Source organism: Luteibacter sp. W1I16 (genome assembly GCF_050434905.1).
Lineage (GTDB): Bacteria > Pseudomonadota > Gammaproteobacteria > Xanthomonadales > Rhodanobacteraceae > Luteibacter.
The window spans coordinates 3,989,502-4,014,527 of the sequence record NZ_JBNDJJ010000001.1 but is presented as its reverse complement, the minus strand read 5'-3'; the positions used below and the strand labels follow the sequence as shown (position 1 = coordinate 4,014,527).

25 protein-coding genes are annotated in these 25,026 nt (G+C 65.7%); all 25 read right to left on the bottom strand.

The window, feature by feature from the left end; translation table 11 throughout:
* Positions 1-222: 222 nt before the first annotated feature.
* Positions 223-1,683 carry an NADH-quinone oxidoreductase subunit NuoN gene (nuoN, locus tag QFZ41_RS17700; RefSeq protein WP_429199931.1) on the bottom strand — a complete coding sequence of 487 codons (1,461 nt, stop codon included), beginning with the start codon at positions 1,681-1,683 and terminating at the stop codon, positions 223-225.
* Positions 1,684-1,696: 13 nt separating this feature from the next.
* Positions 1,697-3,208: an NADH-quinone oxidoreductase subunit M gene (locus tag QFZ41_RS17695; RefSeq protein WP_371022985.1), complete on the bottom strand. Its 1,512-nt coding sequence runs from the start codon at positions 3,206-3,208 to the stop codon at positions 1,697-1,699.
* Between the two features lie 14 nt (positions 3,209-3,222).
* Positions 3,223-5,280: an NADH-quinone oxidoreductase subunit L gene (nuoL, locus tag QFZ41_RS17690; protein WP_429199930.1), complete on the bottom strand. Its 2,058-nt coding sequence runs from the start codon at positions 5,278-5,280 to the stop codon at positions 3,223-3,225.
* Positions 5,281-5,284: 4 nt separating this feature from the next.
* Positions 5,285-5,590 carry an NADH-quinone oxidoreductase subunit NuoK gene (gene nuoK / locus QFZ41_RS17685; RefSeq protein ID WP_036112219.1) on the bottom strand — a complete coding sequence of 102 codons (306 nt, stop codon included), beginning with the start codon at positions 5,588-5,590 and terminating at the stop codon, positions 5,285-5,287.
* Entirely contained in the window at positions 5,587-6,240 is a 654-nt protein-coding gene (locus QFZ41_RS17680; RefSeq protein WP_429199929.1) for an NADH-quinone oxidoreductase subunit J, read from the bottom strand. The genes nuoK and QFZ41_RS17680 overlap by 4 nt, the downstream gene beginning before the upstream one ends.
* Positions 6,241-6,260: 20 nt before the next feature.
* Entirely contained in the window at positions 6,261-6,752 is a 492-nt protein-coding gene (gene nuoI / locus QFZ41_RS17675; RefSeq protein WP_306847390.1) for an NADH-quinone oxidoreductase subunit NuoI, read from the bottom strand.
* A gap of 5 nt (positions 6,753-6,757) precedes the next feature.
* Positions 6,758-7,780 carry an NADH-quinone oxidoreductase subunit NuoH gene (gene nuoH / locus QFZ41_RS17670; protein WP_371022988.1) on the bottom strand — a complete coding sequence of 341 codons (1,023 nt, stop codon included), beginning with the start codon at positions 7,778-7,780 and terminating at the stop codon, positions 6,758-6,760.
* Between the two features lie 3 nt (positions 7,781-7,783).
* On the bottom strand, positions 7,784-10,096 hold the full coding sequence (gene nuoG / locus QFZ41_RS17665) for an NADH-quinone oxidoreductase subunit NuoG (RefSeq protein ID WP_429199928.1): 2,313 nt from the start codon (positions 10,094-10,096) through the stop codon (positions 7,784-7,786).
* Positions 10,093-11,436 carry an NADH-quinone oxidoreductase subunit NuoF gene (gene nuoF, locus QFZ41_RS17660; RefSeq protein WP_426287664.1) on the bottom strand — a complete coding sequence of 448 codons (1,344 nt, stop codon included), beginning with the start codon at positions 11,434-11,436 and terminating at the stop codon, positions 10,093-10,095. Before nuoF ends, nuoG begins: the two co-directional genes overlap by 4 nt.
* 10 nt (positions 11,437-11,446) lie before the next feature.
* Entirely contained in the window at positions 11,447-11,974 is a 528-nt protein-coding gene (nuoE, locus tag QFZ41_RS17655) for an NADH-quinone oxidoreductase subunit NuoE (RefSeq protein ID WP_371022991.1), read from the bottom strand.
* A gap of 21 nt (positions 11,975-11,995) precedes the next feature.
* On the bottom strand, positions 11,996-13,225 hold the full coding sequence (locus QFZ41_RS17650) for an NADH-quinone oxidoreductase subunit D (RefSeq protein WP_371023071.1): 1,230 nt from the start codon (positions 13,223-13,225) through the stop codon (positions 11,996-11,998).
* Between the two features lie 27 nt (positions 13,226-13,252).
* Positions 13,253-13,981: an NADH-quinone oxidoreductase subunit C gene (locus QFZ41_RS17645; RefSeq protein ID WP_371022992.1), complete on the bottom strand. Its 729-nt coding sequence runs from the start codon at positions 13,979-13,981 to the stop codon at positions 13,253-13,255.
* Between the two features lie 13 nt (positions 13,982-13,994).
* Positions 13,995-14,549, bottom strand: a complete 555-nt coding sequence (locus QFZ41_RS17640) for a NuoB/complex I 20 kDa subunit family protein (RefSeq protein ID WP_072321341.1) — start codon at positions 14,547-14,549, stop codon at positions 13,995-13,997.
* On the bottom strand, positions 14,540-14,896 hold the full coding sequence (locus QFZ41_RS17635; protein ID WP_306847396.1) for an NADH-quinone oxidoreductase subunit A: 357 nt from the start codon (positions 14,894-14,896) through the stop codon (positions 14,540-14,542). Before QFZ41_RS17635 ends, QFZ41_RS17640 begins: the two co-directional genes overlap by 10 nt.
* Before the next feature lie 253 nt (positions 14,897-15,149).
* Complete coding sequence (locus tag QFZ41_RS17630) at positions 15,150-15,509, bottom strand: PilZ domain-containing protein (protein WP_306847397.1); 360 nt, start codon at positions 15,507-15,509, stop codon at positions 15,150-15,152.
* Positions 15,510-15,543: 34 nt separating this feature from the next.
* Positions 15,544-16,506 carry a PIG-L deacetylase family protein gene (locus QFZ41_RS17625; RefSeq protein ID WP_429199927.1) on the bottom strand — a complete coding sequence of 321 codons (963 nt, stop codon included), beginning with the start codon at positions 16,504-16,506 and terminating at the stop codon, positions 15,544-15,546.
* A 63-nt stretch (positions 16,507-16,569) separates the two neighbouring features.
* Positions 16,570-17,505, bottom strand: coding sequence for a DNA polymerase III subunit delta' (gene holB / locus QFZ41_RS17620; RefSeq protein WP_429199926.1), 936 nt, complete (start codon positions 17,503-17,505; stop codon positions 16,570-16,572).
* The gene (gene tmk / locus QFZ41_RS17615; protein ID WP_429199925.1) at positions 17,502-18,152 is read right to left on the bottom strand and encodes a dTMP kinase; all 651 of its coding nucleotides are present in this window, start codon (positions 18,150-18,152) and stop codon (positions 17,502-17,504) included. The genes holB and tmk overlap by 4 nt, the downstream gene beginning before the upstream one ends.
* Positions 18,143-19,171 carry an endolytic transglycosylase MltG gene (mltG, locus tag QFZ41_RS17610; RefSeq protein WP_429199924.1) on the bottom strand — a complete coding sequence of 343 codons (1,029 nt, stop codon included), beginning with the start codon at positions 19,169-19,171 and terminating at the stop codon, positions 18,143-18,145. The genes tmk and mltG overlap by 10 nt, the downstream gene beginning before the upstream one ends.
* Positions 19,168-20,004: an aminodeoxychorismate lyase gene (pabC, locus tag QFZ41_RS17605; protein WP_429199923.1), complete on the bottom strand. Its 837-nt coding sequence runs from the start codon at positions 20,002-20,004 to the stop codon at positions 19,168-19,170. Before pabC ends, mltG begins: the two co-directional genes overlap by 4 nt.
* Positions 20,001-21,347 (bottom strand): aminodeoxychorismate synthase component I, encoded by a 1,347-nt coding sequence (locus tag QFZ41_RS17600; protein ID WP_429199922.1) that lies wholly within the window; start codon positions 21,345-21,347, stop codon positions 20,001-20,003. The genes pabC and QFZ41_RS17600 overlap by 4 nt, the downstream gene beginning before the upstream one ends.
* Before the next feature lie 4 nt (positions 21,348-21,351).
* Positions 21,352-22,641, bottom strand: coding sequence for a beta-ketoacyl-ACP synthase II (gene fabF, locus QFZ41_RS17595; RefSeq protein WP_429199921.1), 1,290 nt, complete (start codon positions 22,639-22,641; stop codon positions 21,352-21,354).
* A gap of 149 nt (positions 22,642-22,790) precedes the next feature.
* Positions 22,791-23,030 (bottom strand): acyl carrier protein, encoded by a 240-nt coding sequence (gene acpP / locus QFZ41_RS17590; RefSeq protein ID WP_429199920.1) that lies wholly within the window; start codon positions 23,028-23,030, stop codon positions 22,791-22,793.
* 170 nt (positions 23,031-23,200) lie between these two features.
* Entirely contained in the window at positions 23,201-23,944 is a 744-nt protein-coding gene (gene fabG / locus QFZ41_RS17585; protein ID WP_429199919.1) for a 3-oxoacyl-ACP reductase FabG, read from the bottom strand.
* 30 nt (positions 23,945-23,974) lie between these two features.
* Entirely contained in the window at positions 23,975-24,925 is a 951-nt protein-coding gene (gene fabD, locus QFZ41_RS17580; protein WP_429199918.1) for an ACP S-malonyltransferase, read from the bottom strand.
* Positions 24,926-25,026 lie beyond the last annotated feature (101 nt).

Genomic DNA, 25,026 nt, shown 5'->3' with positions numbered 1-25,026 from the left:
GGCCGGATTCTTGCAAGCCCTTTTCTTACGTTCGTGTGAAAAAAGGTTCTGTGGGAGCCGACCTTGTCGGCGATCCCGCGGCAGCGCGCCAGCTTGGCGCAAGCACCCAATCGCCGACAAGGTCGGCTCCCACCAGAGCATCCTGCCTCCACAGCATCCTGCCTCCAAAAAAAAAGGGCGCCGGATCACCGGCGCCCTTCGATCGTTCCTTGCCCCGCGGGATCAGCCTGCGAAAGCTCGCTGGCACCATGCCAGCAGCGGTGCCCAGGTGAAGCCGAGGACCAGCAGCGCGAGCGCGTTGATCGACAGCACCCAGCGAGCCGGTGCGTCGGCGGTGGCGCGGACGTCGGTGCCTTCGGCCGGCTGGTCGAAGTACATGACCTTCACCACGCGCAGGTAGTAGTACAGGCCGATGATCGCGAAGACCGCGCCGACCAGGGCGAGCCAGAGCATGCCCGCGTCGACGGCCGCCTTCAGCACCAGAAGCTTGCCGAAGAAACCGAACAAGGGCGGCACGCCGGCCAGCGAGAACATCACCAGCAGCATCAGGAAGGCGAACCATGGCGAGCGCTGGTTAAGGCCGCGCAGGTCGTCGATCTCTTCGCACTCGAAGCCCGAGCGCGACAGCACGAGGATCATGCCGAAGGCCGCGGCGCTGGTCAGGGCGTAGCTCACCGCATAGAACATCGAGGCCGAGTAGCCTTCAGGACCGGCGTTCACCAGGCCGAGCAGCAGGTAGCCCATGTGCGAGATGGTCGAGTAAGCCAGCAGGCGCTTGAGGTTGGTCTGCACGATGGCGACGAGGTTACCGATCGCCAGCGAAAGCACCGCCAGCACGGCGAGCATCAGCTGCCACTGCGAGGCCAGGCCGGTGGCGCCACCGGCGGCATCGCCCATGCCGGTGGACAGCAGGCGGTAGGCCATGCCGAATGCGGCCAGCTTCTGCGCCGAACCGATGAACACGGTCACGGCCGTCGGCGAGCCCTGGTAGACGTCCGGGATCCACATGTGGAACGGAGCGGCACCCAGCTTGAAGCCGATGCCGACGATCATGAAGACCAGGCCGAACAGCAGCAGGGTCTTCCACTCCGTGCCGACGATGGCCGCATGGATCGTGTGCAGGTCGAGGCTGTGCGTGGCGCCGTAGACCATCGACATGCCGTATAGCAGCATGCCCGAGGCCAGCGCGCCGAGGACGAAGTACTTGATCGCCGCTTCCGAGGAAAGCGCCGAATCGCGGTTCAACGCCACCAGCGCGTACGACGAGAGCGTCAGCAGTTCGAGGCCGAGATAGACCGTGACGAGGCTGCCGGCGGACACCAGGAACATGATGCCCACGGTGGCGAAGATCGTCAGCGTGTAGAACTCGCCGAACGGGATAGCCCTTTCCTTCAGATAGGGGCGCGCATAGACGAAGATCACCGCGGTGATCAGCAGCGAGAACAGCTTGAGGACCTCGGCCACGCCGTCGCGGACGAACATGCCGCTGAAGGCCGTGACTGGCGCCGCGGGCTGGCCACTGACGACGAGGTAGGCCCCGATCAGCATGACCAGGATGGAGAGCCAATGGACCGCGCCCTTCTGGCCCGGCTTGAGGTACGCGTCCAGAAGGAGCAGCACGCAAGCCGCGACCACGAGGTAGACCTCGGGAAGCAGGATCAGGATGTCGTTGATACTCGGCATGGATAGTTCCCGCTCAGACTTTGGTGATGGCCAGTTGCTCGACGATACGAGCGACCGAGGCATCCATCAGGTGGACCAGCGGCTCCGGCCAGATGCCGAGGATCAGCACACCGGCGGCGAACGCGCTCAGCATGAAGATCTCGCGACCGTTGACGTCCGTCAGTTCCGCGACGTGCTTGTTCGTGACATCGCCCCAGAGCACGCGCTTGACCATCCACAGCGTGTAGGCGGCGCCGATGATCAGGGTGAACGCGGCGAACAACGCGATCCAGGGGTTGGCGCTGAACGAAGCCAGGATGACCATGAACTCGCCGACGAAACCACTCGTGCCCGGCAGGCCGCTATTGGCCATGGCGAAGAGCACGTAGAACGGAGCGAAGATCGGCATCACGTTGATGACGCCGCCGTAGTCCTTGATCTGGCGCGTATGCATGCGGTCGTAGAGCACGCCGATGCAGCTGAACATCGCGCCGGAGATGAAGCCGTGCGAGATCATCTGCACCATCGCACCTTGCATGCCAAGGCGCGCGGCCTCGGGATTGTTCGTCTCGCGAACCAGGAGGAAAGCGATGAAGATGCCGAGCGTGACGAAGCCCATGTGCGCGATGGACGAGTACGCCACCAGCTTCTTCATGTCCTGCTGGACCAGCGCCACGTAGCCGATATAGCAGACCGCGATGAGGCTGAGCACGATGACCAGCCAGGCGAAGTGATGCGAGGCGTCAGGCGTGATCGGCAGGCTGAAACGAAGGAAGCCGTAGCCGCCGATCTTCAGCATCACCGCCGCCAGCACCACCGAACCGCCGGTGGGCGCTTCCACGTGGGCATCCGGCAGCCACGTATGCACCGGCACCATCGGCACCTTGATCGCAAAACCCAGCAGGAAGGCGAAGAACAGCCAGCTCTGCTCGGTCATCGTCAGGTGGACGTTGGCCATGTCGGCGATGGCGAAGCTGCCGCCGGTCTTGTGATACAGGTAGATCAGGCCGATCAACATGAAGATCGAGCCGAAGAACGTGTAGATGAAGAACTTCAGCGTGGCGTAGACGCGGCGCGGACCGCCCCAGATACCGATGAGGACGAACATCGGGATCAGCATCGCCTCGAAGAACACGTAGAACAGCAACGCGTCGGTGGCGCAGAACACGCCGATCATCATGCCTTCGAGGATCAGCATCGCCGCCATGTACTGGTGCGGCTTGTTCTGGATGATCTCCCACGCACCCACGATCACGAGAATCTGGACGAAGGTGGTGAGGATGATCAGGGCGACGGAGATACCGTCGACCGCCAACGAGTAGTTGATGCCCAGCGACGGGATCCAGCTCATCGATTCGCCGAGCTGGAGGGTACCCGTGGAGGCGTCGTAGGCAGGCAGGAGGGCCAGGCTGGCGGCGAAGGTGGCGACCGCGACCAGCAGCGAGATCCAGCGGGCGAGGCCTGGGCGACCGGAGCCGGCCAGCAGCACCGGGATGGCGCCGACGACCGGGAGCCAGATCAACAGGCTGAGCAAGTGATTCGACATAGAGCTCGTTTCCCTTATTGCCCGATCAGCCAGTACCCGCCGAGGAGCAGGATAAGACCGAGGATCATGGCGAACGCGTAGTGGAAGAGGAATCCGGATTGCAGGCGGCGGGTGCCGCTGGCGATGCGCTGCACGAGGCCGGCCGAGCCGTTCACGATGGCACCGTCGATGATGGCGGCATCGCCCACCTTCGACAGGCCTTCACCCAGCTTCACGCCACCCTTCGCGAACACCGCGAAGTAGAGTTCATCGATCCAGTACTTGTGGTTGAGCAACTCGTACACCGGCTTCAGCGCGCTCTTCGCCTTGTCGGCGACGGACGGGTTGAACAGGTAGACGTAGGTGGCGACGGCGAAGCCCGCGAAGGCCAGCCAGAACGGCGCGGCGGTGAAGCCGTGGATCGCCATGTTCAACGCGCCATGGAATTCATGCGCTAGTTCGCCGAGGACATTGTTCGCCTCGTTCACATGGATGGCCTTGCCGAACCAGTCGCCGAACAGCATCGGGCCGACGGTGAAGAAGCCGATCAGGATCGAGGGGATGGCCAGCAGCACCAGCGGCACGGTGACGACCCAGGGCGACTCGTGCGGGGCGTGTTCCAGGACGCCCGGCTCGTGATGCGGGTCTTCCTTGTGCGTATCGCCATGCGCGTCGTCATGCGACGCGTGCGCATCGTGATGGGCATGGCCATGCGCGACCGTGAAGCGTTCCTTGCCGTGGAAGGTCATGTAGAGCAGGCGGAAGCTGTACAGCGACGTGACGAACACGCCGGCCAGCACGCAGAAGTACGCGTAACCCGCGCCCCAGCGATGCGACTCGCCGACGGCCTCGATAATGGCGTCCTTCGAATAGAAGCCCGAGAAGAACGGCGTGCCGGCAAGGGCCAGCGAGCCGATCCACATCGTGATCCAGGTCACCGGCATGTACTTGCGCAGGCCACCCATGTAGCGCATGTCCTGCTCGTGGTGCATGCCGATGATGACCGAGCCCGCACCGAGGAACAGCAGCGCCTTGAAGAAGGCGTGGGTCATCAGGTGGAACACGGCGCCGCTATACGCGGACACGCCGAGGGCGACGGTCATGTAGCCCAGCTGCGAGAGCGTCGAATACGCGATCACGCGCTTGATATCGTTCTGCACGATGCCGATCAGGCCGGTGAACAAGGCCGTCGTCGAACCGATCACGAGGATGAACGACAAGGCGGCATCGGTCAGTTCGAACAGCGGCGACATGCGGGCGACCATGAAGATACCCGCGGTCACCATCGTGGCCGCGTGGATCAGCGCCGAGATCGGCGTGGGGCCTTCCATCGAATCCGGCAGCCACACGTGCAACGGCACCTGGGCCGACTTGCCCATCGCGCCGATGAACAACAGGATGCCGATCACCGTGGCGGCATCCCACGCATGGTTCTGCGTGATCTGCAGGGTCTTGCCGACCAGTTCCGGAGCGTGGTCGAAGGCCGTCTGGTAGTCCAGCGTGCCCATGAAGTACAGGATCGCCGAGATGCCGAGCAGGAAACCGAAGTCGCCCACGCGGTTGACCAGGAAGGCCTTGAGGTTGGCGAAGATCGCCGTCGGGCGCTTGTACCAGAAGCCGATCAGCAGGTACGAAACCAGGCCCACCGCTTCCCAGCCGAAGAACAGCTGCATGAAGTTGTTGCTCATGACGAGCATCAACATCGAGAAGGTGAACAGGGAGATGTAGCTGAAGAAGCGCTGGTAGCCCGGGTCGTCCGCCATGTAACCGATGGTGTACAGGTGCACCAGCAGCGACACGAAGGTCACGACCACCATCATCATGGCGGTGAGGCGGTCGACCATGAAGCCCACGGAGGCGTGGTACTGGCCGATCTGGAACCAGGTGTAGATGTCCTGGTTGAAGTTCTGCGCGCCGCCCCAGACCAGCTGGTAGAGCACGTAGAACGACAGGCCGCAGGCGATCGCGACGCCGAGCAGCGTGGCGGTATGCGCCCCTGCCCGGCCGATCACCTTGCCGAACAGGCCGGCCAGGATCGAACCCACCAGCGGCGCGAGGGCGATCGTCAGCAGGATTGAAAGCGAGAGACTCATCGGATCAACCCTTCATGCTGTCGATTTCGGCGACATTGATCGTGCTGCGGTTACGGAACAGCAGGACCAGGATCGCCAGGCCGATGGCGGATTCCGCCGCGGCCACGGTGAGGATGAAGAACACGAACACCTGGCCGCCCACGTCGCCGAAGAAGCGCGAGAAGGCCACGAAGTTGGTGTTCACCGCCAGGAGCATCAACTCGATCGCCATGAGCAGCACGATTACGTTCTTGCGGTTGATGAACAGGCCGGCGACGGCGATACAGAAGAGGATCGCGCCGAGGACGATGTAATGGGAAAGCGTGATCACGGAGCGTTCTCCTGCGGCGGCACGACGACCGGGGCCGGGCTGACGGAAGCCATCTGTTCGCTGGCCACCTTGACCACGCGGACGCGATCGACGGCGTTGACGGCCACCTGCTGCGCGGCGGTCTGATGACGCACACCGGCGCGCTGGCGCAGGGTCAGGGCCACGGCGGCCACGATACCCACGGTGAGGATCAGCGCGGCGATCTCGAACGGCAGCAGGAACTCCGTGTAGAGCGCCTGGCCCAACCACGCCACGTTGGAATCGCCGGCCGGGTTGGGACCCAGCGTATGGGTGTGCATGGCCTTGACGCCGATCATCGCCAGCATTTCGGCCAGCATGACCAGGGCCACGACGATGCCCACCGGCAGGTAGCGGATGAAGCCCTCGCGGACCTGCTCCTGCTTGATGTCGAGCATCATGACGACGAAGAGGAACAGCACCATCACCGCGCCGACGTAGACCACGACGAGGGCGATGGCGAGGAACTCCGCTTCGGCCAGCAGCCAGACGCAGGCCATGCTGAAGAAGGTCAGCACCAGCGAGAGCACGGCGTGCACCGAGTTCTTCACCGAGATGACCATCAACGCGCCGATGACGGACACGGCACCGAAGAAGTAGAAACAGATGAGTTGGAGCAAATCGTTATTCATCGCATAGGTCTCTTCGGCGCTCAGCGGTAAGCCGCGTCCTGAGCGCGGGCGGCAGCGATGTCCTGCTCGAAACGGTCACCGATGGCCAGCAGCTGGCCCTTGGTCACCACGTTCTCGCCACGATGCTCGAAGTGATACTCGTGCACGTGCGTCTCGACGATCGAATCCACCGGGCAGCTCTCTTCGCAGAAACCACAGAAGATGCACTTGAACAGGTCGATGTCGTAGCGCGTGGTGCGGCGCTGGCCGTCTTCCGCGCGCGGAGCCGAATCGATCGTGATCGCCAGCGCCGGGCACACCGCCTCGCACAGCTTGCACGCGATGCAGCGCTCTTCACCGTTGGCGTAACGGCGCAAGGCGTGCAGGCCACGGAAGCGGTTCGACTTGGGGATGTGCTCCATCGGGTAGCGCATCGTGTACTTCGGCTTGAACATGTAGCGCATGGTCAGCGCCATGCCCTGGAACAGCTCGATGAGCAGCAGGCTCTTGAAATAGTGGGTAACGCGGGTCATGGCTTTCAGGCTCCCGTGCCGATGTGGACCCAGCCGAAATACTTCATGCAGCCGGCGACAAGGACCCAGACGATGGTGATGGGGATGAAGACCTTCCAGCCGAGGCGCATGATCTGGTCATAGCGGTAGCGCGGGAAGCTCGCGCGGAACCACAGGAACAGGAAGGCGAAGATGAAGGCCTTGATGAACAGCCAGTGGAAGCCACCGTGGCCGACCACGCCCCACGACTCGGGGAACGGCGACAGCCAGCCGCCCATGAACAGGATCGAGGTGAGGAAGCTCACCAGGATCATGTTGGCGTATTCGGCCAGGAAGAAGATGGCGAACGCGGAACCGGAATACTCGACGTGGAAGCCCGCGACGATTTCCGATTCGCCTTCCGCGACGTCGAACGGCGCACGGTTGGTTTCGGCCACGCCCGAGACGAAGTAGATGACGAAGACCGGAAGCAACGGCAGCCAGTACCAGTCGAAGAAATTACCCGACTGCCCGTTGACGATCGCCGTCAGGTTCAGGCTGCCGGTCAGCACCAGCACGCAGACGATGGACATGCCCATCGCCAGTTCGTACGAGATGACCTGCGCCGCCGCGCGCATGGCGCCGAGCATCGCGTAGCGCGAGTTCGACGACCAGCCGGCGAGGATGATGCCGTACACGCCCATCGAGGTCATCGCGAGCAGGTACAGCACGCCGGCGTTGACGTTGGCGAGCACGGTCTCCGGACCGAACGGCACCACCGCCCAGGCGGCAAGCGCGGGCACGAGGGCCAGCATCGGTGCCAGGTAGTAGAGGAACTTGTTCGCGTTGGTCGGGAGGATCACTTCCTTGATGAGGAGCTTGACCACGTCCGCGAAGGCCTGCAGCAGGCCGAGGGGGCCGACCTTGTTCGGCCCCATGCGCACGTGCATCCAACCGATGACCTTGCGTTCCCAGTAGACGAACATCGCCACCGCGATAATCAGCGGCAGGACGATCGCCACGATGAACAGCACGGGCATCAACAGGTGGTCCCAGAGTTGCTGACCCATGGTTTATGCCTTGCTCAAAGTGATGGCCGCGCCGTACGGAGGCAGCATGGCGGTTTCGGAATGCGCGGCTTCGATCCAGGCGGCGCCCGCGGGCACCGCGGCATCGATCGCCACCGGCAGCACGGTATCGCCGATGCGGGCGTTGCCACCCTCGGCAAGGCCCAGCTTGCCGGCGTCGTCCGCGTTGATGCGGATGGCGGCCGGGCGGTTCAGCGGATGTGCGTTCAGGGCACCCGCACGGCGCAGCACCGCGTCCACGCGGTAGATCGGCGTCGTGGCCAGGCGCGAGAAGGTCACGCCCGAGGCGCGCGGCGCGAGCTGGTGACGGGCCTCGGAGGCACGCTCCGTGAGACCGTCGCGAAGGCCGGCCAGGTCGTCGAACTCGAAGCCCGGCAGACCGAGCAGGCCGCCGAGGGCACGCAAGACCTTCCAACCCGGACGGGCGTCGCCCGGCGCCTTGGCACCGGCGAGCATGGTCTGGGTGTTGCCTTCCACGTTGACCAGGCTCGCGTCGATCTCCGGCGTGAGGCCGATCGGCAGGATGACGTCCGCCGAATCCTTGAGCGCATCGCTGGCGTAGGCGGCGAAGGCCACCACGGTCTGCGCCGAATGCATCGCCTGCAGGGCGAGCGCACCATCGGCGAAATCGTGCGGCGGCTCGACGTTGTAGAGCACGTAGCCCTTGCGCGGCTGGGCCAACATGGCGCGTGCGTCGAGACCACCGGCGGTCGGCAGCACGCCGACCGAGGACAGGCCGATCGCGTTGGCGGCGAGCGGGATCTCGTTGAACGCGGCACCCGCGGCCTGCGCGATGAAACGGGCGACCGCGCGCAGCCAGGAAGCTTCCGGATGCGTGGCGGCGGCATGACCCAGGATCACCACGGCTTCGTTCGACAGCGCCTTGAAGGCGTCGCGATGCGCGTCGGTGGTCTCCACGCCGTTCAGTGCCGGCGCGATCGCCTCCGGCACGCTGGCGCCACCCTCGCTGGCCGCCTTGGCCAGGATCAGCAGTTCGTTCACCAGAGCATGCGGCGCGGCGACGGACTCGCCAGCCAGCGGATAGTTGAAGTTGAAGTGGGCCGGGTTGACCGCGTACACCTTCGCGCCCTTCTTCACCGCCTGACGGATGCGGTGATTGAGCAGCGGCACTTCGTGGCGCAGGTCTGAACCGACCAGCAGCGCGGCCTTCACCTTCTCGAACGAGGCGATGGACGAGGCGAACGGCTTGGCGAAGGCGTTGTCGGCGAAGTCGAGCTGGCGCAGGCGGTGGTCGACGTGGGCGCTGCCCAGGCCGCGGGCGAGGCGGACCAGCAGTTCGCCTTCCTCGTTCGAGGTGGCACCGTGCACCAGCACGCCGAGATCGGAACCGGCAACGCTCTTCAGCGATTCGCGGGCGACGGACAGCGCGTCGTCCCACGTCGTCGCCGACCACTGGCCGTTGCGCTTGACCATCGGCGACTTCACGCGGTCCGCGGCGTACAGGCCCTGATGGCTGTAACGGTCACGGTCGGAGAGCCAGCACTCGTTGATCGTCTCGTTGTCGCGCGGCACGTTGCGCAGCACTTCGCCGCGGCGCGTGTGCATCCACAGGTTCGAGCCCAGCGCATCGTGGTAACCGATGGACGGGCGCGCGATCAGTTCCCAGGCGCGCGCCTGGAACTGGAACGGCTTGTTGGTCAGCGCGCCGACTGGGCAGACGTCGATGATATTGCCCGACAGCTCGCTCTCGATCGTCTTGCCGATATAGGTGCCGATCTCCAGGTTCTCGCCGCGGCTCATGCCGCCGAGTTCGTACGTGCCGGCGATCTCGCTGGTGAAGCGGACGCAGCGCGTGCACTGGATGCAGCGGGTCATCTCGGTGGCGATCAGCGGGCCAAGGTTCTCGTCGGCCACGGTGCGCTTGCGCTCGTTGAAGCGCGACACCGAGCGGCCATAACCGAGGGAGACGTCCTGCAGTTCGCACTCGCCGCCCTGGTCGCAGATCGGGCAGTCGAGCGGATGGTTGATGAGCAGGAACTCCATCACGTTGCGCTGCGACTTGAGCGCCTTGTCCGAACGCGTGAAGACCTTCATGCCCTCGCCCACCGGCGTGGCGCAGGCCGGCGCCGGCTTCGGCATCTTCTCGATCTCCACCAGGCACATGCGGCAGTTGGCGGCGATCGCGAGCTTGCGGTGATAGCAGAAGCGCGGGATGGGGATACCGACGGCATCGGCCGCCTGGATGATCATCGACCCCTTGGCTACCTGCACCGGAACGCCATCGATCTCGATGTTGACGAGGTCCGGCGCGGCATTGGCTACGGGCTGCGCACTCATGCAGCGACTCCAGTGGTGACCGTGTCAGCCGGACCGTCGACGATCGAACGGCCATGCTCCACGTAGTATTCGAATTCGTGCCAGAAGTGGTACAGGAAACCCTGCACCGGCCACGCGGCGGCTTCGCCGAAGGCGCAGATGGTGTGCCCTTCGATCTGGCCGGCGACGGCCTTCAGGCGATGCAGGTCGTCCTGCGTGCCCTTGCCTTCGACGATGCGCGACAGCACGCGGTACATCCAGCCGGTACCTTCACGGCACGGCGTGCACTGGCCACACGACTCGGCCTTGTAGAAGCGCGCGATACGGTGGCAGGCGCGGACCATGCAGGTGGTCTCGTCCATCACGATCACGGCGCCCGAACCCAGGCCCGACCCCGCCTTCTGCAGCGAGTCGTAGTCCATGGTGCATTCCATGATCTTCTCGGCCGGCAGCACCTTCATCGAGGAACCGCCGGGGATGCACGCCTTGAGCTTCTTGCCGCCGCGGATACCGCCGGCCATCTGCAGCAGTTCGGAGAACGGCGTGCCGAGCCTGATCTCGAAGTTGCCGGGGTTGGCCACGTGGCCGGACACCGAGAAGATCTTCGGACCGCCGTTGTTCGGCTTGCCGATGTTGAGGAACCACTCCGCGCCATTGCGCAGGATCGCCGGCACCGAGGCGTAGGTCTCGGTGTTGTTGATCGTGGTCGGACGGCCATACAGGCCGAAACCGGCCGGGAACGGCGGCTTGAAGCGCGGCTGGCCCTTCTTGCCTTCCAGCGATTCCATCAGCGCGGTCTCTTCGCCGCAGATGTAGGCGCCGGCGCCGAGGGCGTTGTAGATGTCCACGTCGATGCCCGAGCCGGCGATGTCCTTGCCGAGCAGGCCCGCCGCGTAGGCTTCCTTCAACGCCTCTTCGATGTGTTCGAACGGCTCGTGATGGAACTCGCCACGCAGGTAGTTGTAGGCGACGGTGGAACCGGTGCAGTAGCAGGCGATCGCCAGGCCTTCGATGACGGCATGCGGGTTGAAGCGCAGGATGTCACGGTCCTTGCAGGTGCCCGGCTCGGATTCATCGGAGTTGCACAGGATGTACTTCTGGCCCGGCGCCGTGCGCGGCATGAACGACCATTTCAGGCCCGTCGGGAAGCCGGCGCCGCCGCGACCGCGCAGCGCGCTCTTCTTGATCTCTTCGATCAGCGCGGCCGGATCGGGCTTCTCGGCCAGGATCTTGCGCCACGCCTTGTAACCGTCGACCTTCTCGTAACTATCGAGGGCCCAGGGCTTTTCGAAATGCAGGGTCGTGTAGACGACCTGGTGTTCCTGCGGTGCGGGTCCGACCGGACCAGTGCTGCTAGCCATTGCCCTTACCTCACTTCAGACCGTCGAGAATGGCGTCGACCGATTCGGCCGTCAGCTTCTCGTGGTAGTGACCGTTGACGACCATCATCGGGGCGCCGGCGCATGCGGCCAGGCATTCCTCTTCCTGCTTGAGATAGATACGGCCGTCGGCCGTGCTCTCGCCGGTCTTGATGCCGAGTTTCTTCTCGCAATGACGAACGAGGCCTTCGGCACCGTTCAACCAGCAGGAGATGTTGGTGCAGATGGCGACGTTGTTGCGGCCGACGGGCGAGGTCTCGAACATCGAGTAGAAGCTCGCCACTTCGTAGGCCCAGATCGCCGGCAGGTCGAGGTACTTCGCGACCGCGGTGATCAGTTCGTCCGTGAGGTAACCCTGGTTCTGCTCCTGAGCGCCCATGAGCGACTGGATCAGCGCCGAACGCTTGCGGTCCGGCGGGAACTTCGACACCCAATGATCGATATGGGCACGGGTGTGATCGTTGAGCACGACGAGAGGATCGACGTCCTTCACCTGCTCGAAATGACCGGTGGCTTTCATGATTCAGTTCACTCCGTCGACTTAGCGGTCGACTTCGCCGAAGACGAGATCGTAGGTGCCGATCATCGCGACGACGTCGGCGAGCATGTGGCCCCTAACGATCGCGTCCATGGAAGACAGGTGCGCGAAGCCCGGCGCGCGCAGGTGCACGCGGAAGGGCTTGTTCGCACCGTCGGACACGAGGTAGCAGCCGAATTCACCCTTGGGTGCCTCGACCGCGGCATAGGTCTCGCCCGCCGGCACGCCATAGCCCTCGGTGAAGAGCTTGAAGTGATGGATGAGCGCTTCCATGTCGCTTTTCATTTCTTCGCGACTGGGCGGTGCGACCTTGTAGTTCTGCGTCATCACCGGGCCCGGGTTGGCCTTCAGCCACGCCACGCACTGCTTGATGATGTTGTTCGACTGGCGCATTTCCTCGACGCGGACCAGGTAACGGTCGTAGCAATCGCCGTTGACGCCCACCGGGATGTCGAAATCCATGTCGGCGTAGGCCGCGTACGGCTGCTTCTTGCGCAGGTCCCAGGCGATGCCCGAGCCACGCAACATCGCACCGGTCATGCCCCAGGCCTGGGCCTTCTCGGGCGGAATGACGCCGATGCCGACCGTGCGCTGTTTCCAGATGCGGTTGTTGGTCAGCAGCGACTCGTATTCGTCGACGCGGGCCGGGAAGTCGTTGGTGAATTCCGTGAGGTAATCGAGCATCGAGCCTTCGCGCCAGGCGTTCAGGCGCTTGAGGTCGCTGCCCTTGTGCCACGGCGACTCGCGGTACTTCGACATCTGCTCGGGCAGATCGCGGTAGACACCGCCGGGACGGTAGTACGTGGCGTGCATGCGCGCGCCCGACACCGCCTCGTAGACGTCCATCAATTCCTCGCGCTCACGGAACGCGTAGAGGAACACGGCCATGGCGCCGAGATCGAGCGCGTTGGAACCGACCCACATCAGGTGGTTCAGGATGCGCGTGATCTCGTCGAACATCGTGCGGATGTACTGCGCGCGGACCGGCGCCTCGATACCGAGCAGGTTCTCGATGGCGCGCACGTAGGCGTGCTCGTTGCACATCATCGACACGTAGTCGAGACGGTCCATGTAGCCGATCGACTGGTTGAACGGCTTGGATTCGGCCAGCTTCTCGGTGCCACGGTGCAGCAGGCCGATATGCGGATCGGCGCGGACGATGGTCTCGCCGTCCATCTCCAGCACGAGGCGCAGCACGCCATGCGCAGCGGGATGCTGCGGGCCGAAGTTCATCGTGTAATTGCGGATTTCTTCCACGGCTTAGTTCTCCCGCCAGTGATCGGCGGATTCCGCCCTGGCCTGATCGAGGTCGGCGTCGTTGCGGATCGTGCGCGGCACCAGCACGCGCGGCTCGATCGAGACCGGTTCGTAGACGACACGCTTCTGCTCGGGGTCGTAGCGGACCTCGACATTGCCGATCAGCGGGAAATCCTTGCGGAACGGATGGCCCACGAAGCCGTAGTCGGTGAGGATGCGGCGAAGATCGGGATGCCCGTCGAAGATGATGCCGAACAGGTCGAACGTCTCGCGCTCGAACCAGTCCGCGCCCGGCCACACCGGCGTGATCGAAGGCACGACGGGGAAGGCGTCGTCTTCGCAGAACGCGCGCAGGCGGATGCGCTGGTTGAGTTCGATCGACAGCAGGTGGATGACGGCGGCGTAGCGGCGCGGCAGCTCGACGGCACGAGGACGCTCGGCCCAGGTGAAGCGGCCGGCCGACTGTCCTTCCACGCCACGCGAGAAGCTCTCGCCCTGCGCGGTGTCGGTGTCCCATTCGGTCTGGCCGTAGCTGAGGTAATCGACGCCACAGACGTCGATGACGGTGGTGAAACGGAATCCGGCCTCGTCGCGCAGCGCCGTGGCGACGGAGATGAGGTCGCGCGGGGCCACCTCGGCGGTGACCTCGTTGCGCTCGACCTTCACCGCCAGCATGTCGCCGAAGCGCGCGGCGAGCCGTTCGACCAGCGAGGTCTCGTTAGTAACGCTCATGTGCGATGCCTTGTTAACGCGCGATCGTGTGGGTGCGGCGGATCTTCTTCTGCAATTGCAGGATGCCGTGGATCAGCGCTTCGGCCGTCGGCGGGCAACCCGGCACGTAGATATCGACCGGAACGATGCGATCGCAGCCGCGCACGACCGAGTAGGAATAGTGGTAGTAACCGCCGCCATTGGCGCAGGAGCCCATGGAGATGACCCACTTCGGGTCGGGCATCTGGTCGTAGACCTTGCGCAGCGCCGGGGCCATCTTGTTGACCAGCGTGCCGGCGACGATCATCACGTCGGACTGGCGCGGGCTGGGGCGGAAGATGACGCCGTAACGGTCGAGGTCGAGGCGCGCGGCACCCGCGTGCATCATCTCGACGGCGCAGCACGCCAGGCCGAAGGTCATCGGCCACATCGAACCGGTGCGGGCCCAGTTCATCAGCGCGTCGATGCTGGTGACGCCGAAACCACGGTTCACGACCGGCGCGTCGCCGTTCGGACGGAGGATGTCGTCGACGAGGTTCAGCGGTTCCGGGTTGTGCATCACCCGGTCGATGCTGGTCATCACTCCCATTCGAGCGCTCCCTTCTTCCAGACGTAAGCGAAACCGACCACGAGCAGCGCGAGGAACAGCGCCATCTCGATCAGCGCGATGGCGCCGATCTTGTCGAACACCACCGCCCACGGAAACAGGAAGGCGATTTCGAGGTCGAAGATGATGAAGAGGATCGCGATGAGGTAATAGCGCACGTCGAACTTCATGCGCGCATCCTCGAAGGCTTCGAAGCCGCACTCGTAGGGCGACAGCTTCTCCGATTCCGGACGGCGCGGCCCGGCGAGCATGCCGACCACCAGAAGAACGCTGCCAAGGCCGATGGCGACGGCGATGAACAACAGGACGGGCCAATATTGGGCAAGCACGATGCTGCGTACCTCCGCGCCTCGCTGGGCGCATCAGTGACCGTCGACGGGGACGAGCGGTCCGGCTAGTGTCGCCGGAGCTTTTTTCGAATCGATCCAAACGGACCGACCCGTGCCGGCGCGGCGGGCGCGCCAACGACTCCGGATATCCACAATCTCACGTTGGGGAACCGATCTATTGTACCAGTGCGTGCAGGTATTACGACAAGCCTTAATGAGGGAAAAACTGCATCGCGATGGTGCAATCGGGGAGTCACATCGTCTGGGTGGGACGCTCTGAGGCGAGGGTTCCGGCCAGCAGTCCCTCGATGCGTTGCCGCGCGGCCTCGCTCTCGGGCGACTCGTTGAACTGGATGCCCACGCCAGCCGTGCGATTGCCCTGCGCACCGACCGGGGTGATCCAGACCACCCTGCCGGCGACCGACAGCCGCTCGTTTTCGTCGATGAGGGTGACCAGCAGGGCCACTTCGTCGCCCAGGCTGTAGCGCTGGGCGGTGGGTGCGAACAACCCGCCCGTCTTCAGGTAGGGCATATACGAGATGTACAGGGAGTTCACATCCTTGATCTTCAGGGAAAGAATGCCCTGTCGCGGCGATGAGCTGGTGGCGGTCATGGCGTGGAATCCCCTTGGTTGAGCGGCATCCTAGCTAGGCGGCGGGCCGCGCCACAAGCCCGAACGGCTCCGGATCGGGGCCCGTCCAGCCGTAGCGGTCGTAGATCCAGGGAGTGGAAAGGTCGGCGGTGAGCTTCAGGAAGGCCGGCCCGGGGGCGTCGCGCAACGGCAACGCCCAGCCATCGCCTGCCCGCTCGAGCGGAGCCTTGCGCCAGGTCCATGTCACCACGCCCTGCCCGTCCGCCAGCACCAGGCGCAAGCGGGTACGCGCCAGGGGGCCGGGACGCCACGGCAAGCGCAGCAAGCCGCTGCCGGGCGCCGGCGGTGGCCGGTCGAACCGCTCCGGACGCGAGGCCACGGCGAGCATTCGTTTGCGGCTCAAGGCCATCTGGGTGGCGTGTTCCAGCACGGCCTCGACCTTGGTCGCCTGCCGCTCCGGGTCCATATCCGGCACCAGCAGGTCTTCGGGCGCGGACCGCTCCGTGCCATGCACCATGTAGGTGAGCACATCGGCCCGTGACCCGGCCGCCGCAAGGGCAAGGCGTGCGAGCACGTGAGCCGAACCATGGTCGGGATGGGTGTCGCCCAGATCGGGAATGACGATGAGGCTGGGCCGCGTCCGCTCCATCACCCGGCGAATGGCGCCGACGGCCTTGGCATGACGCAACCGCAGCTCCTCGGTCACCCGCATGTCGTGCCAGCCCAGCGCGTGCAGGTGGTCGGGACCGACACCGAGCCGGGCCAGTGCCGCGGCTACCTCGCCCCGGCGCCGGGCACCCCAGCGGGCGCGGCCGCTGGCATCGATGACCAGGCGCCGTTCGATCCACCGCTGCGGCCACGGGTTGTCGTCGCCGTCGGTCAGCAACAGCACGTCGGCGCGCCCCCCCGCGGCCAGCGTGCGTTGGATCAGCATGCCGGCGGCCAGGGATTCGTCGTCGGGATGCGGAGCGACCACCAGGAGGCGGGTGCTGCCGTCGATGACCGGATGGCGCGACACGTGGCTCTCCTTACGATTCGGAAACGTCGGTCCGATTAGGACCGAACGCGCGATAAGAGCGCGTCAACGCCACGCCGCGAGCAATTCGATGAGGATGAGGTCCACCCGTAACGGGCCGCGCAGGGCGTCGCGCGCGCGGTTGGCCTTGCCATACCAGCCGTCGAGTGCCTCGTCGTCGAGCTGGCTGTCCAGCGGAACGGGCTTGCCCGAGGTGCGGGCGCGAAGCTCGTCGGTCACCGCCTGCGCGGCGAACCAGAGGTAGCGTGAGGGATCGGCCGCCTGCCAGCGTTTGACGACTTCCATCGCATCGCCCCGTCCCGCGGCGAGCGCCTTGAGGTCGTGGCGGACCTCGCCGCGCTGCTTCAAGGCGCCATCGGTGGCCCAGGCGCGGGCCATGCCGGGATTGCCACCTGCCGCTTCGAGGGCGGCGGGGGCATCCTGCACACCCTCGGCGCGCAGCCAGTCGAGGGCGACCTCGCGCGACGGGACCAGGAAATCGATGCGCTGGCAGCGACTGCGGATGGTCGCGGGCAAGCGGGCGGGCTGGTCCGCCACGAGGACCAGCAAGGTCGACGGTGTCGGTTCTTCCAGTGTCTTCAGCAGCGCGTTGGCCGCGGCGGTGTTCATCGCGTCGGCGGGATCGATCGTGACCACCTGCCAACCGCCGAACTGGCTCGCCATCGAAAGCCGCTGCGAAAGATCGCGAACCTGGTCGACCACGATCTCGCTGCGGGTGACCCCGTCCTTGCGCAGGCCGAACGACAGCGCGACCTGGTCGGGATGGGTGCCCGCCGCGAGCAACTGGCAGCTACGGCAGGTGCCGCAGGCCACGCCGGCGGAAGGACGCTGGCAGAGCAATCCACCGACGAAGGCGGCGAGGAAGTCGCGCTTGCCGAGGCCGGCGGGACCGGCGAGCAGGAGCGCATGCGGCATGGCGTCACGTTCGCGCCGCGCTTGCAGGCGCGTCCAGGCGTCCGCATGCCACGGACGGATCGTCACGAGGCCACCGTGGTGAAGAGGCCGGCCATGCTGGCGATGGCCTGGGCGAGCACCTCGTCCGGTGCCGCGCTGGCATCGATCACGCGAAAGCGCGCCGGATCGGCCGACGCCCGCTCGCGATACGTCCCGCGCACGCGCTCGAAGAAGGCGTCGCCTTCCACCTCGATGCGGTCGGCTTCGCCACGGCCGGCTGCGCGCGCGCGGCCCGTGCTCACCGGCAGGTCGAGCAACAGGGTCACGTCGGGCCGGAACCCGAGGGCCGCCCAACGTTCCAGTTCGGCGATGCGTTCCACCGGCTGGCCGCGGCCACCGCCCTGGTACGCGTAGCTGGCGTCGGTGAAGCGATCGCAGAGTACCCAGCGGCCCGCGGACAACGAGGGTTCGATCACCTGGCGCACCAACTGGGCGCGCGACGCGAACATCAGCAGCAGTTCGGATTCGGCGCAGAGTTCGTTGTTGGCGGCGTCGAGCACGACGCCACGCACCGCCTCGCCGACGGCCGTGCCACCGGGCTCGCGGGTGACCACGAGATCGACGCCCTGCCCGCGCAGGTGCGTTTCGAGGCCGCGCAGCAAGGTGCTCTTGCCGGCGCCTTCGCCACCTTCGAGTGTGATCAGACGGCCGCGCTTGGGAAGGGTCACTGGCATCGCTTCAATTGATAGCAGGCAACGGCCCGGTTGTGTTCTTCGAGTGTGGACGAGAAGACGTGGCTGCCATCGCCGCGAGCGACGAAGTACAGCTCCTTGCCCTCGGCGGGATGCAGCGCCGCCTGGATCGCCGCGCGCCCGGGCAGGGCGATCGGCGTGGGCGGCAGGCCCATCCGCGTGTACGTATTGTAAGGGGTGTCGGCGGTGAGGTCGCTCTTGTGGATGTTCCCCGCATACGCCGGACCCATGCCGTAGATCACCGTCGGATCGGTTTGCAGCATGATCCGCTGTTGCAGGCGGCGGACGAACACTCCGGCGATGCGCGGACGCTCGTCCGCCCTGCCCGTTTCCTTCTCGACGATCGAGGCGAGGATGAGTGCTTCGTAGGGCGTCGCCAGCGGCAGGCCGGGCGCCCGGGCGGGCCACGCGGCGTCCAGCGTCTTCGTCATCGCCGCGTAGGCGCGCTTGAGGATGCTGGAATCGGTATCGCCCTTGACGTAGGCATAGGTTTCCGGAAGGAAGCGCCCTTCCGGGTTGTCACCCTCGGCACCGAGCTGCTTCATGAGGCTCGCGTCGTCGAGGCTCGCGGTATCGTGCCGGAGCGTATCGACCGAGGCGAGCGCGCGGCGCAGGTCGGCGAAGGTCCAGCCATCGACGATGGTGAAGTTGCGCTGCATCACCTTGCCGCTGGCCATGTCGCCGATGAGTTCGCGCGGGGTCATGCCCGGGCGCAAGGCGTATTCGCCCGCGTGCAACCGGCCGGACGCGTGCATCTGCATGACGAGCAAGCGCCAGTACAACGGCGACGCGCCGCTGGCCTTGCGGTTGCGCAAGTCGCGCACGATGTCCTTGAACGACGCACCGCGCGCGACATCGATGCTCTGTCCGGTCTTGGATACGGCCAGCGGCGTGCGGGCGAAGCGGGCCCAGTCGAACCACAGCCAGGAACCGGCGGCGATGGCGACGAGCAGCGCCACCAGCAGGATGACTCGCCACAGGGCGATGCCACGCACTTTCATCGATGGGAATCCTTCGAACCTGCGGGCAATGGCAGCCCGATATCGCGCCAGTGTGCCTGCAAGGCACGGATGACGGGACCGGGCTGCCACGAACGCGACGCCAGGACCCGAACCGGGAGAATGCCGCGAACCGCGGAGGTGAGGAAGACCTCGTCGGCTTCGGCGAGTCGAGCCAGGTTCATCCTCGCCAGCGCCACGTCGCGCACGGCCAGTATCTCGGCGCGCGCCACGCCGGCCACGCCGCAGGCGTCCAGCGGAGGCGTGACGAGACGGCCGTCGAAGACCGCGAACAGGTTGGCGGCCGTGGCACAGACGACCTGGTCGTCCATGTCGAGCATCAGGCCTTCGCCCAGCGCCGGATCGTCCCATTCCGCTCGCGCCATGACCTGCTCGAGCCGATTGAGATGTTTCAGGCCGGCCAGCAGGGGCTGGCTCGCCAGGCGCGTATCGCACAGGCGAACGGCGATACCGTCGTCGTACGGCGCCGCCTGCAAGGCAAGCGGCGACACCGTCACCACCACGGTGGGACGCGGTGAAGCGGGTGGCGCGTAACCGCGCTCGCCTTCGCCACGCGAGTACGTCACGCGCGCCACGCCATCGGCGATACCGCCGGAGAGGCGTCTTACCTCGGCAAGGACCGCGATCATGTCCGGCAGAGGAAGATGCAAGCGTTCGCAACCGTGCCGCAGGCGCGCCTCGTGGCGCGGCCACAGCGGCACCCGGCCACCGGCGATCCGCAACGTCTCGAACAGGCCATCGCCATAGGCGAAGCCGCGATCGGCGACGGAAACCCTGTCGGCGTCGACGAAATCGACGGAAGTGCGCACGCTCATGCCGCGCCGAACACGCGCAACAGGCCGCGCGCCTTGGCTCGTGTCTCGTCGAGTTCCTTCTCGGGCACGGAATCGGCGACGATGCCGGCACCCGCGCGCAGCGACACGTGTTTCCCCTCGACAGCCAGTGTGCGGATGAGGATGTTCAGGTCCATGTCGCCGTTGTCGTCGAGATAACCAAGCGCGCCCGTGTAAGCGCCGCGAGGCTCCCGCTCGATCGCGCCGATGATCTCCATGCAGCGCACCTTCGGGCAACCCGTGATCGTGCCGCCCGGAAAGGTCGCCGCGATCACCTGCCCCGGCGTGACACCCGCGCGGGCACGGCCGCGGACATTCGACACGATGTGATGCACGTGCGCGTAGCTTTCCACCACCATGAGTTCGTCGACCTTCACGCTGCCTGGCACGCAGACGCGGCCGAGGTCGTTCCGTTCGAGGTCGATCAGCATCACGTGCTCGGCCCGCTCCTTGGGATGCGTGGTGAGCTCGCGGATGCGCGCCGCGTCGTCGTCACCTGCCACGCGCGGCCGCGTGCCGGCGATGGGTCGCGTCTGCAGGACACCGTCGCGCGACTCCACCAGCCGCTCCGGCGAGGAACTGACGATGGCCCAGCCAGGCCGCTGCAAGAGGCCGGCGAACGGTGCCGGATTCGCGCGGCGCAGTGCCTGCATCAGGCTCGCGGCGGACGGCGTCTCGTCGAACGTTGCCGTCCAACGGCGCGACAGGTTCACCTGGAACACGTCTCCCGCGCGCAGGTGCTCGTGCACGCGATGCACGCCATCGATGAAGCGCGACGGTTCGTCCTCTTCCACGTCACGCGGCGCCTCGAGGGGACGATCCGGAAGCGTCGTTTCAAGGTCGGTGGCGAGGATGTCGAGCCACTGCCCGGCGCCTTCGTCGGCGATCAGGACCGTGCGTTGCTCGACATGGTCGACGATGACGGCCGCGGGAACACGCAGCGCGAACGCAACGGGAGCGACGCCTCGCGGCGGCGGCAAACGCAGGCTCGGCTCGATCTGCCCGACGAGTTCGTAACCCAGGTAAATCACCCACCCGCCGTGGAACGGCAGGCCGTCGTCGACGCGTGGCTTGCGCTGGCCGGCGCAGGCAGCGTCCAGCGCATCGAGAAAGTCGCCCGGAACGATGGCACCCCGCGCATCGCGGGTGAGTCCATCGGCGGATAAGGTCAGCGAAGCGTCACCCGCCACGAACAGGATGTCGTAGCGCGACTGCGGGGTACCCGTGACCGCGCTGGCCAGCAACGCGACATAGCGCTCAGGATGTGACGCGGCCGGCGCGAGGAGATCGCGCCGGCCGGCCAGGGTTCGCGTGACGAAAGCCAACGCGTCAGACGCGACGAAAAACGAGCGTACCGTTGGTGCCGCCAAAGCCGAACGAATTCGACATGACCACCTCGATGTTCGCCTTCTCCGCCTTGTTCGGCACGAGGTCCATGCCCAGGGCGGCGACTTCCGGATCGACGTCCACCAGGTTCATCGTCGGCGGGATGATGCCCTCGCGCAGCGCCTGGATGGAGAAGATCGCCTCCACGCCGCCCGCGGCACCCAGCAGGTGGCCCGTGACCGACTTGGTCGAGCTGACCGCGAACTGGCCCTTCTTCGTCGCGTGTTCACCGAACACGTTGCGGATGGCCTTGGCTTCGCCCAGGTCGCCCACCGGCGTGGACGTGCCATGCGCGTTCACGTACTGCACCTCGGAGGGCTGGATGCCCGCGTCGTGCAGGGCGTTGCGCATCGCCAGTTCGGCACCGTCGCCGCTCGGGGCGGTGATGTGGAACGCGTCGCCGCTCATGCCGAAACCGACCAGCTCGGCGAGGATGTTCGCACCGCGCGCCTTGGCGAACTCGTATTCCTCGAGCATGAGCATGCCCGCGCCGTTGGACAGCAGGAAACCGTCACGGCCGACATCCCACGGACGGCTGGCGTGCGCCGGGTCGTCGTTGCGCGTGGACATGGCCTTGGCCGAGCAGAAACCAGCCATCGCCGTCGGCGTGGTCGCGAATTCCGCACCGCCCGCGAGCATCGCATCGGCATCGCCGTACTGGATCAGGCGCATCGCCATGCCGATGTTGTGAGCGGCCGTGGTGCATGCCGACACCAAGGCGATGTTCGGGCCCTTCATGCCGTGGTAGATCGACAGGTTGCCGGCCACCATATTGATGATCGAACTCGGCACGTAGAACGGCGAGACCTTGCGCGGTCCCTTCTCGGCGAGTTCGAGCGCCGTGCCTTCGATCGTGTGCAGGCCACCGATGCCCGCACCGGCGGCGACGCCGACCCGGCCGGCGTTCTCGTCGGTCACGACGAGGCCCGACTGACGGAACGCATGCGTGCCGGCGACGATGCCGTAGTGGATGAACGGATCCATCCGCTTGAAGTCCTTCGCGATGGAGCGCCGTTCGTCATCTGGCGTATCGGTGCCGGCGAAGTACGCGTCGACGGCATCGAAACCACGAACCTCACCCGCGATGCGGGTGGTATAGGCGCTGGCGTCGAATTCGGTCACAGGGCCGATGCCGCTGTTGCCGTCGACGACATTCTTCCAGGCGGTGGCGACATCGTTGCCGACCGGCGAGACGATGCCCATGCCGGTCACTACCACACGTCGTTTACTCATGCGTTCTCATCCTTCACTTATTCCGCGCAAACCATACGCGGGCGCAGGTTGCGTTAGACGCAAACGAAAACTGCGCCATGAGGCGCAGCTTCCGTGTCGCTCGGAGATCGACGGGAGGCGGCGCCTCCGATCGACAGCCAATCGCTCGATCAGGCCTTGACGTGGGCCGTGACGTAATCGATCGCCTGCTGGACCGTGGTGATCTTTTCAGCTTCTTCGTCGGGGATCTCGCACTCGAACTCTTCTTCGAGAGCCATCACGAGCTCAACGGTGTCGAGCGAATCGGCGCCCAGATCGTCCACGAACGAAGCGTTGTTGGTGACTTCCTCTTCCTTTACGCCCAGCTGTTCAACGACGATCTTCTTGACGCGCTCTTCGATGGTGCTCATGTTGCCTTTACCTCCCGAGGGAAAAATCCGGCGGCATTGTAGTGGCTAAGGTGATAACCCGCCAACACACCGCCGTCACGTGGGTGACGCCCGGTTTTTCTTAGCCGGGCGCGAAATGACGATTGTCTCTCAAAAACGGGCCGGTGGCGACTGCCACCGGCCGGACCCGATCAGGGCATGTACATGCCGCCGTTGACGTGCAGCGTCTCGCCAGTGATGTATCTGGCCGCCGGCGAGGCCAGGAAGGCCACTGCCTCGGCGATGTCCACCGCTTCGCCCAGATGGCCCAGGGCGATACCCGACAGCAGCGAGGCACGCTGCTCTTCCGGCAGGGCCCGGGTCATGTCCGTGTCGATGAAGCCGGGCGCCACCACGTTCACGGTGATGCCGCGGGACCCGATCTCACGGGCCAGCGATTTCGAGAAGGCGATGATCCCGGCCTTGGCGGCCGCGTAGTTGGCCTGCCCCGGATTGCCGGTGACGCCGACCACCGAGGCGATGCTGATGATGCGGCCCTTGCGCGCCTTCATCATCCCGCGCATCACGGCCTTGGACGTACGGAACACGGAAGTGAGGTTGGTCTCGATGATGGCGCTCCAGTCCTCCTCCTTCATGCGCATGAGGAGCTGGTCGCGAGTGATCCCGGCATTGTTCACCAGGATCGAGACCGCGCCGGTTTCCTTGGCGATGCCGTCGATCAGCGACTCGATCGCCGCCGCGTCGGTCACGTCGAGCACGCGGCCGTGGCCACCATGCGCGGCGAGGCGCTCACCGATGGCCGCGGCGCCGGTTTCGCTGGTCGCGGTGCCGAACACCGTGGCGCCGAGCGAGGCGAGGCGGTCGGCGATGGCGGCGCCGATACCGCGGCTGGCACCGGTGACGAGGGCGATTTCACCCTTCAGGGATGAGCTCATGGGGATGTCCTGTAGTGCTTGGAATGGAAGTCAGGCGGAGACCGCGGCCAGTGCCGCGTCGAGATCGGCGGGGGTGCCGATCGCCTTGCCGTCGATCGATTTATCGATGCGCTTGATGAGGCCGGAAAGCACCTTACCCGGGCCGCACTCCATCGTCTGGACGATTCCTGCGGTGGCCAGCGCCTGCACGCACTCCGTCCAGCGCACCGGAAGATAGAGCTGGCGCATCAATGCGCCGCGAATGTCCTCCAGCGACGTGTGCACCCTGGCGTCGGCGTTCTGCACCACCGGGATCGAAGGCAGGTTCCACTCCAGCGCGCTCATCGCCTCGCCCAGCTTGTCGGCGGCGTCGCGCATGAGCATGCAATGCGAGGGCACGGAGACGGCGAGCTTCACCGTCTTCTTCACGCCGAGTTCGGCAAGGCGCGCAAGCGCGCGGTCCACGGCTTCCGCATGGCCTGCGATCACCAGCTGGCCGGGGGAGTTGTAGTTCGCGGGGGCGACGACCTGGCCCTCCGCGACCTCGTCGCAGACCTGGGCGATTTGTGCGTCATCGCCACCGAGGATGGCCGCCATCGCGCCCACCCCCGCCGGCACGGCGGCTTGCATCAGGCGCCCGCGCTGGGCGACCAGGCCGGCGGCGTCCTTCAGCGACAGCGCACCAGCCGCGACCAGGGCGCTGTATTCGCCGAGGCTATGACCGGACAGGTAGGCCGGCGTGGGGCCGCCCAGCTTCCGCCAGACGCGCCAGACGGCGACGCTGGCAGCCAGCAAGGCCGGCTGCGTATTTTCGGTGCTGTTGAGGGTGTCTTCCGGGCCATTCTGGCTGATGTCCCACAGATCGACGCCAGCGCCGGCCGAGGCTTCATCGAAGGCGGCACGGACTTCCCCATGGGCCGCGGCCAGGTCGGCGAGCATGCCGACGGACTGCGAACCCTGTCCGGGGAAAACGAAGGCGAGCGAGGCGCTGGATGAGGTCATGCGAAGCGATTCCGGTACTTCAAACCGCGCATGGTGCCAGCAACCCATGGGCGAATGCACCATTCGCAGGCGTGTGGAGCATGTCGCCCGTGGAGGGGAAG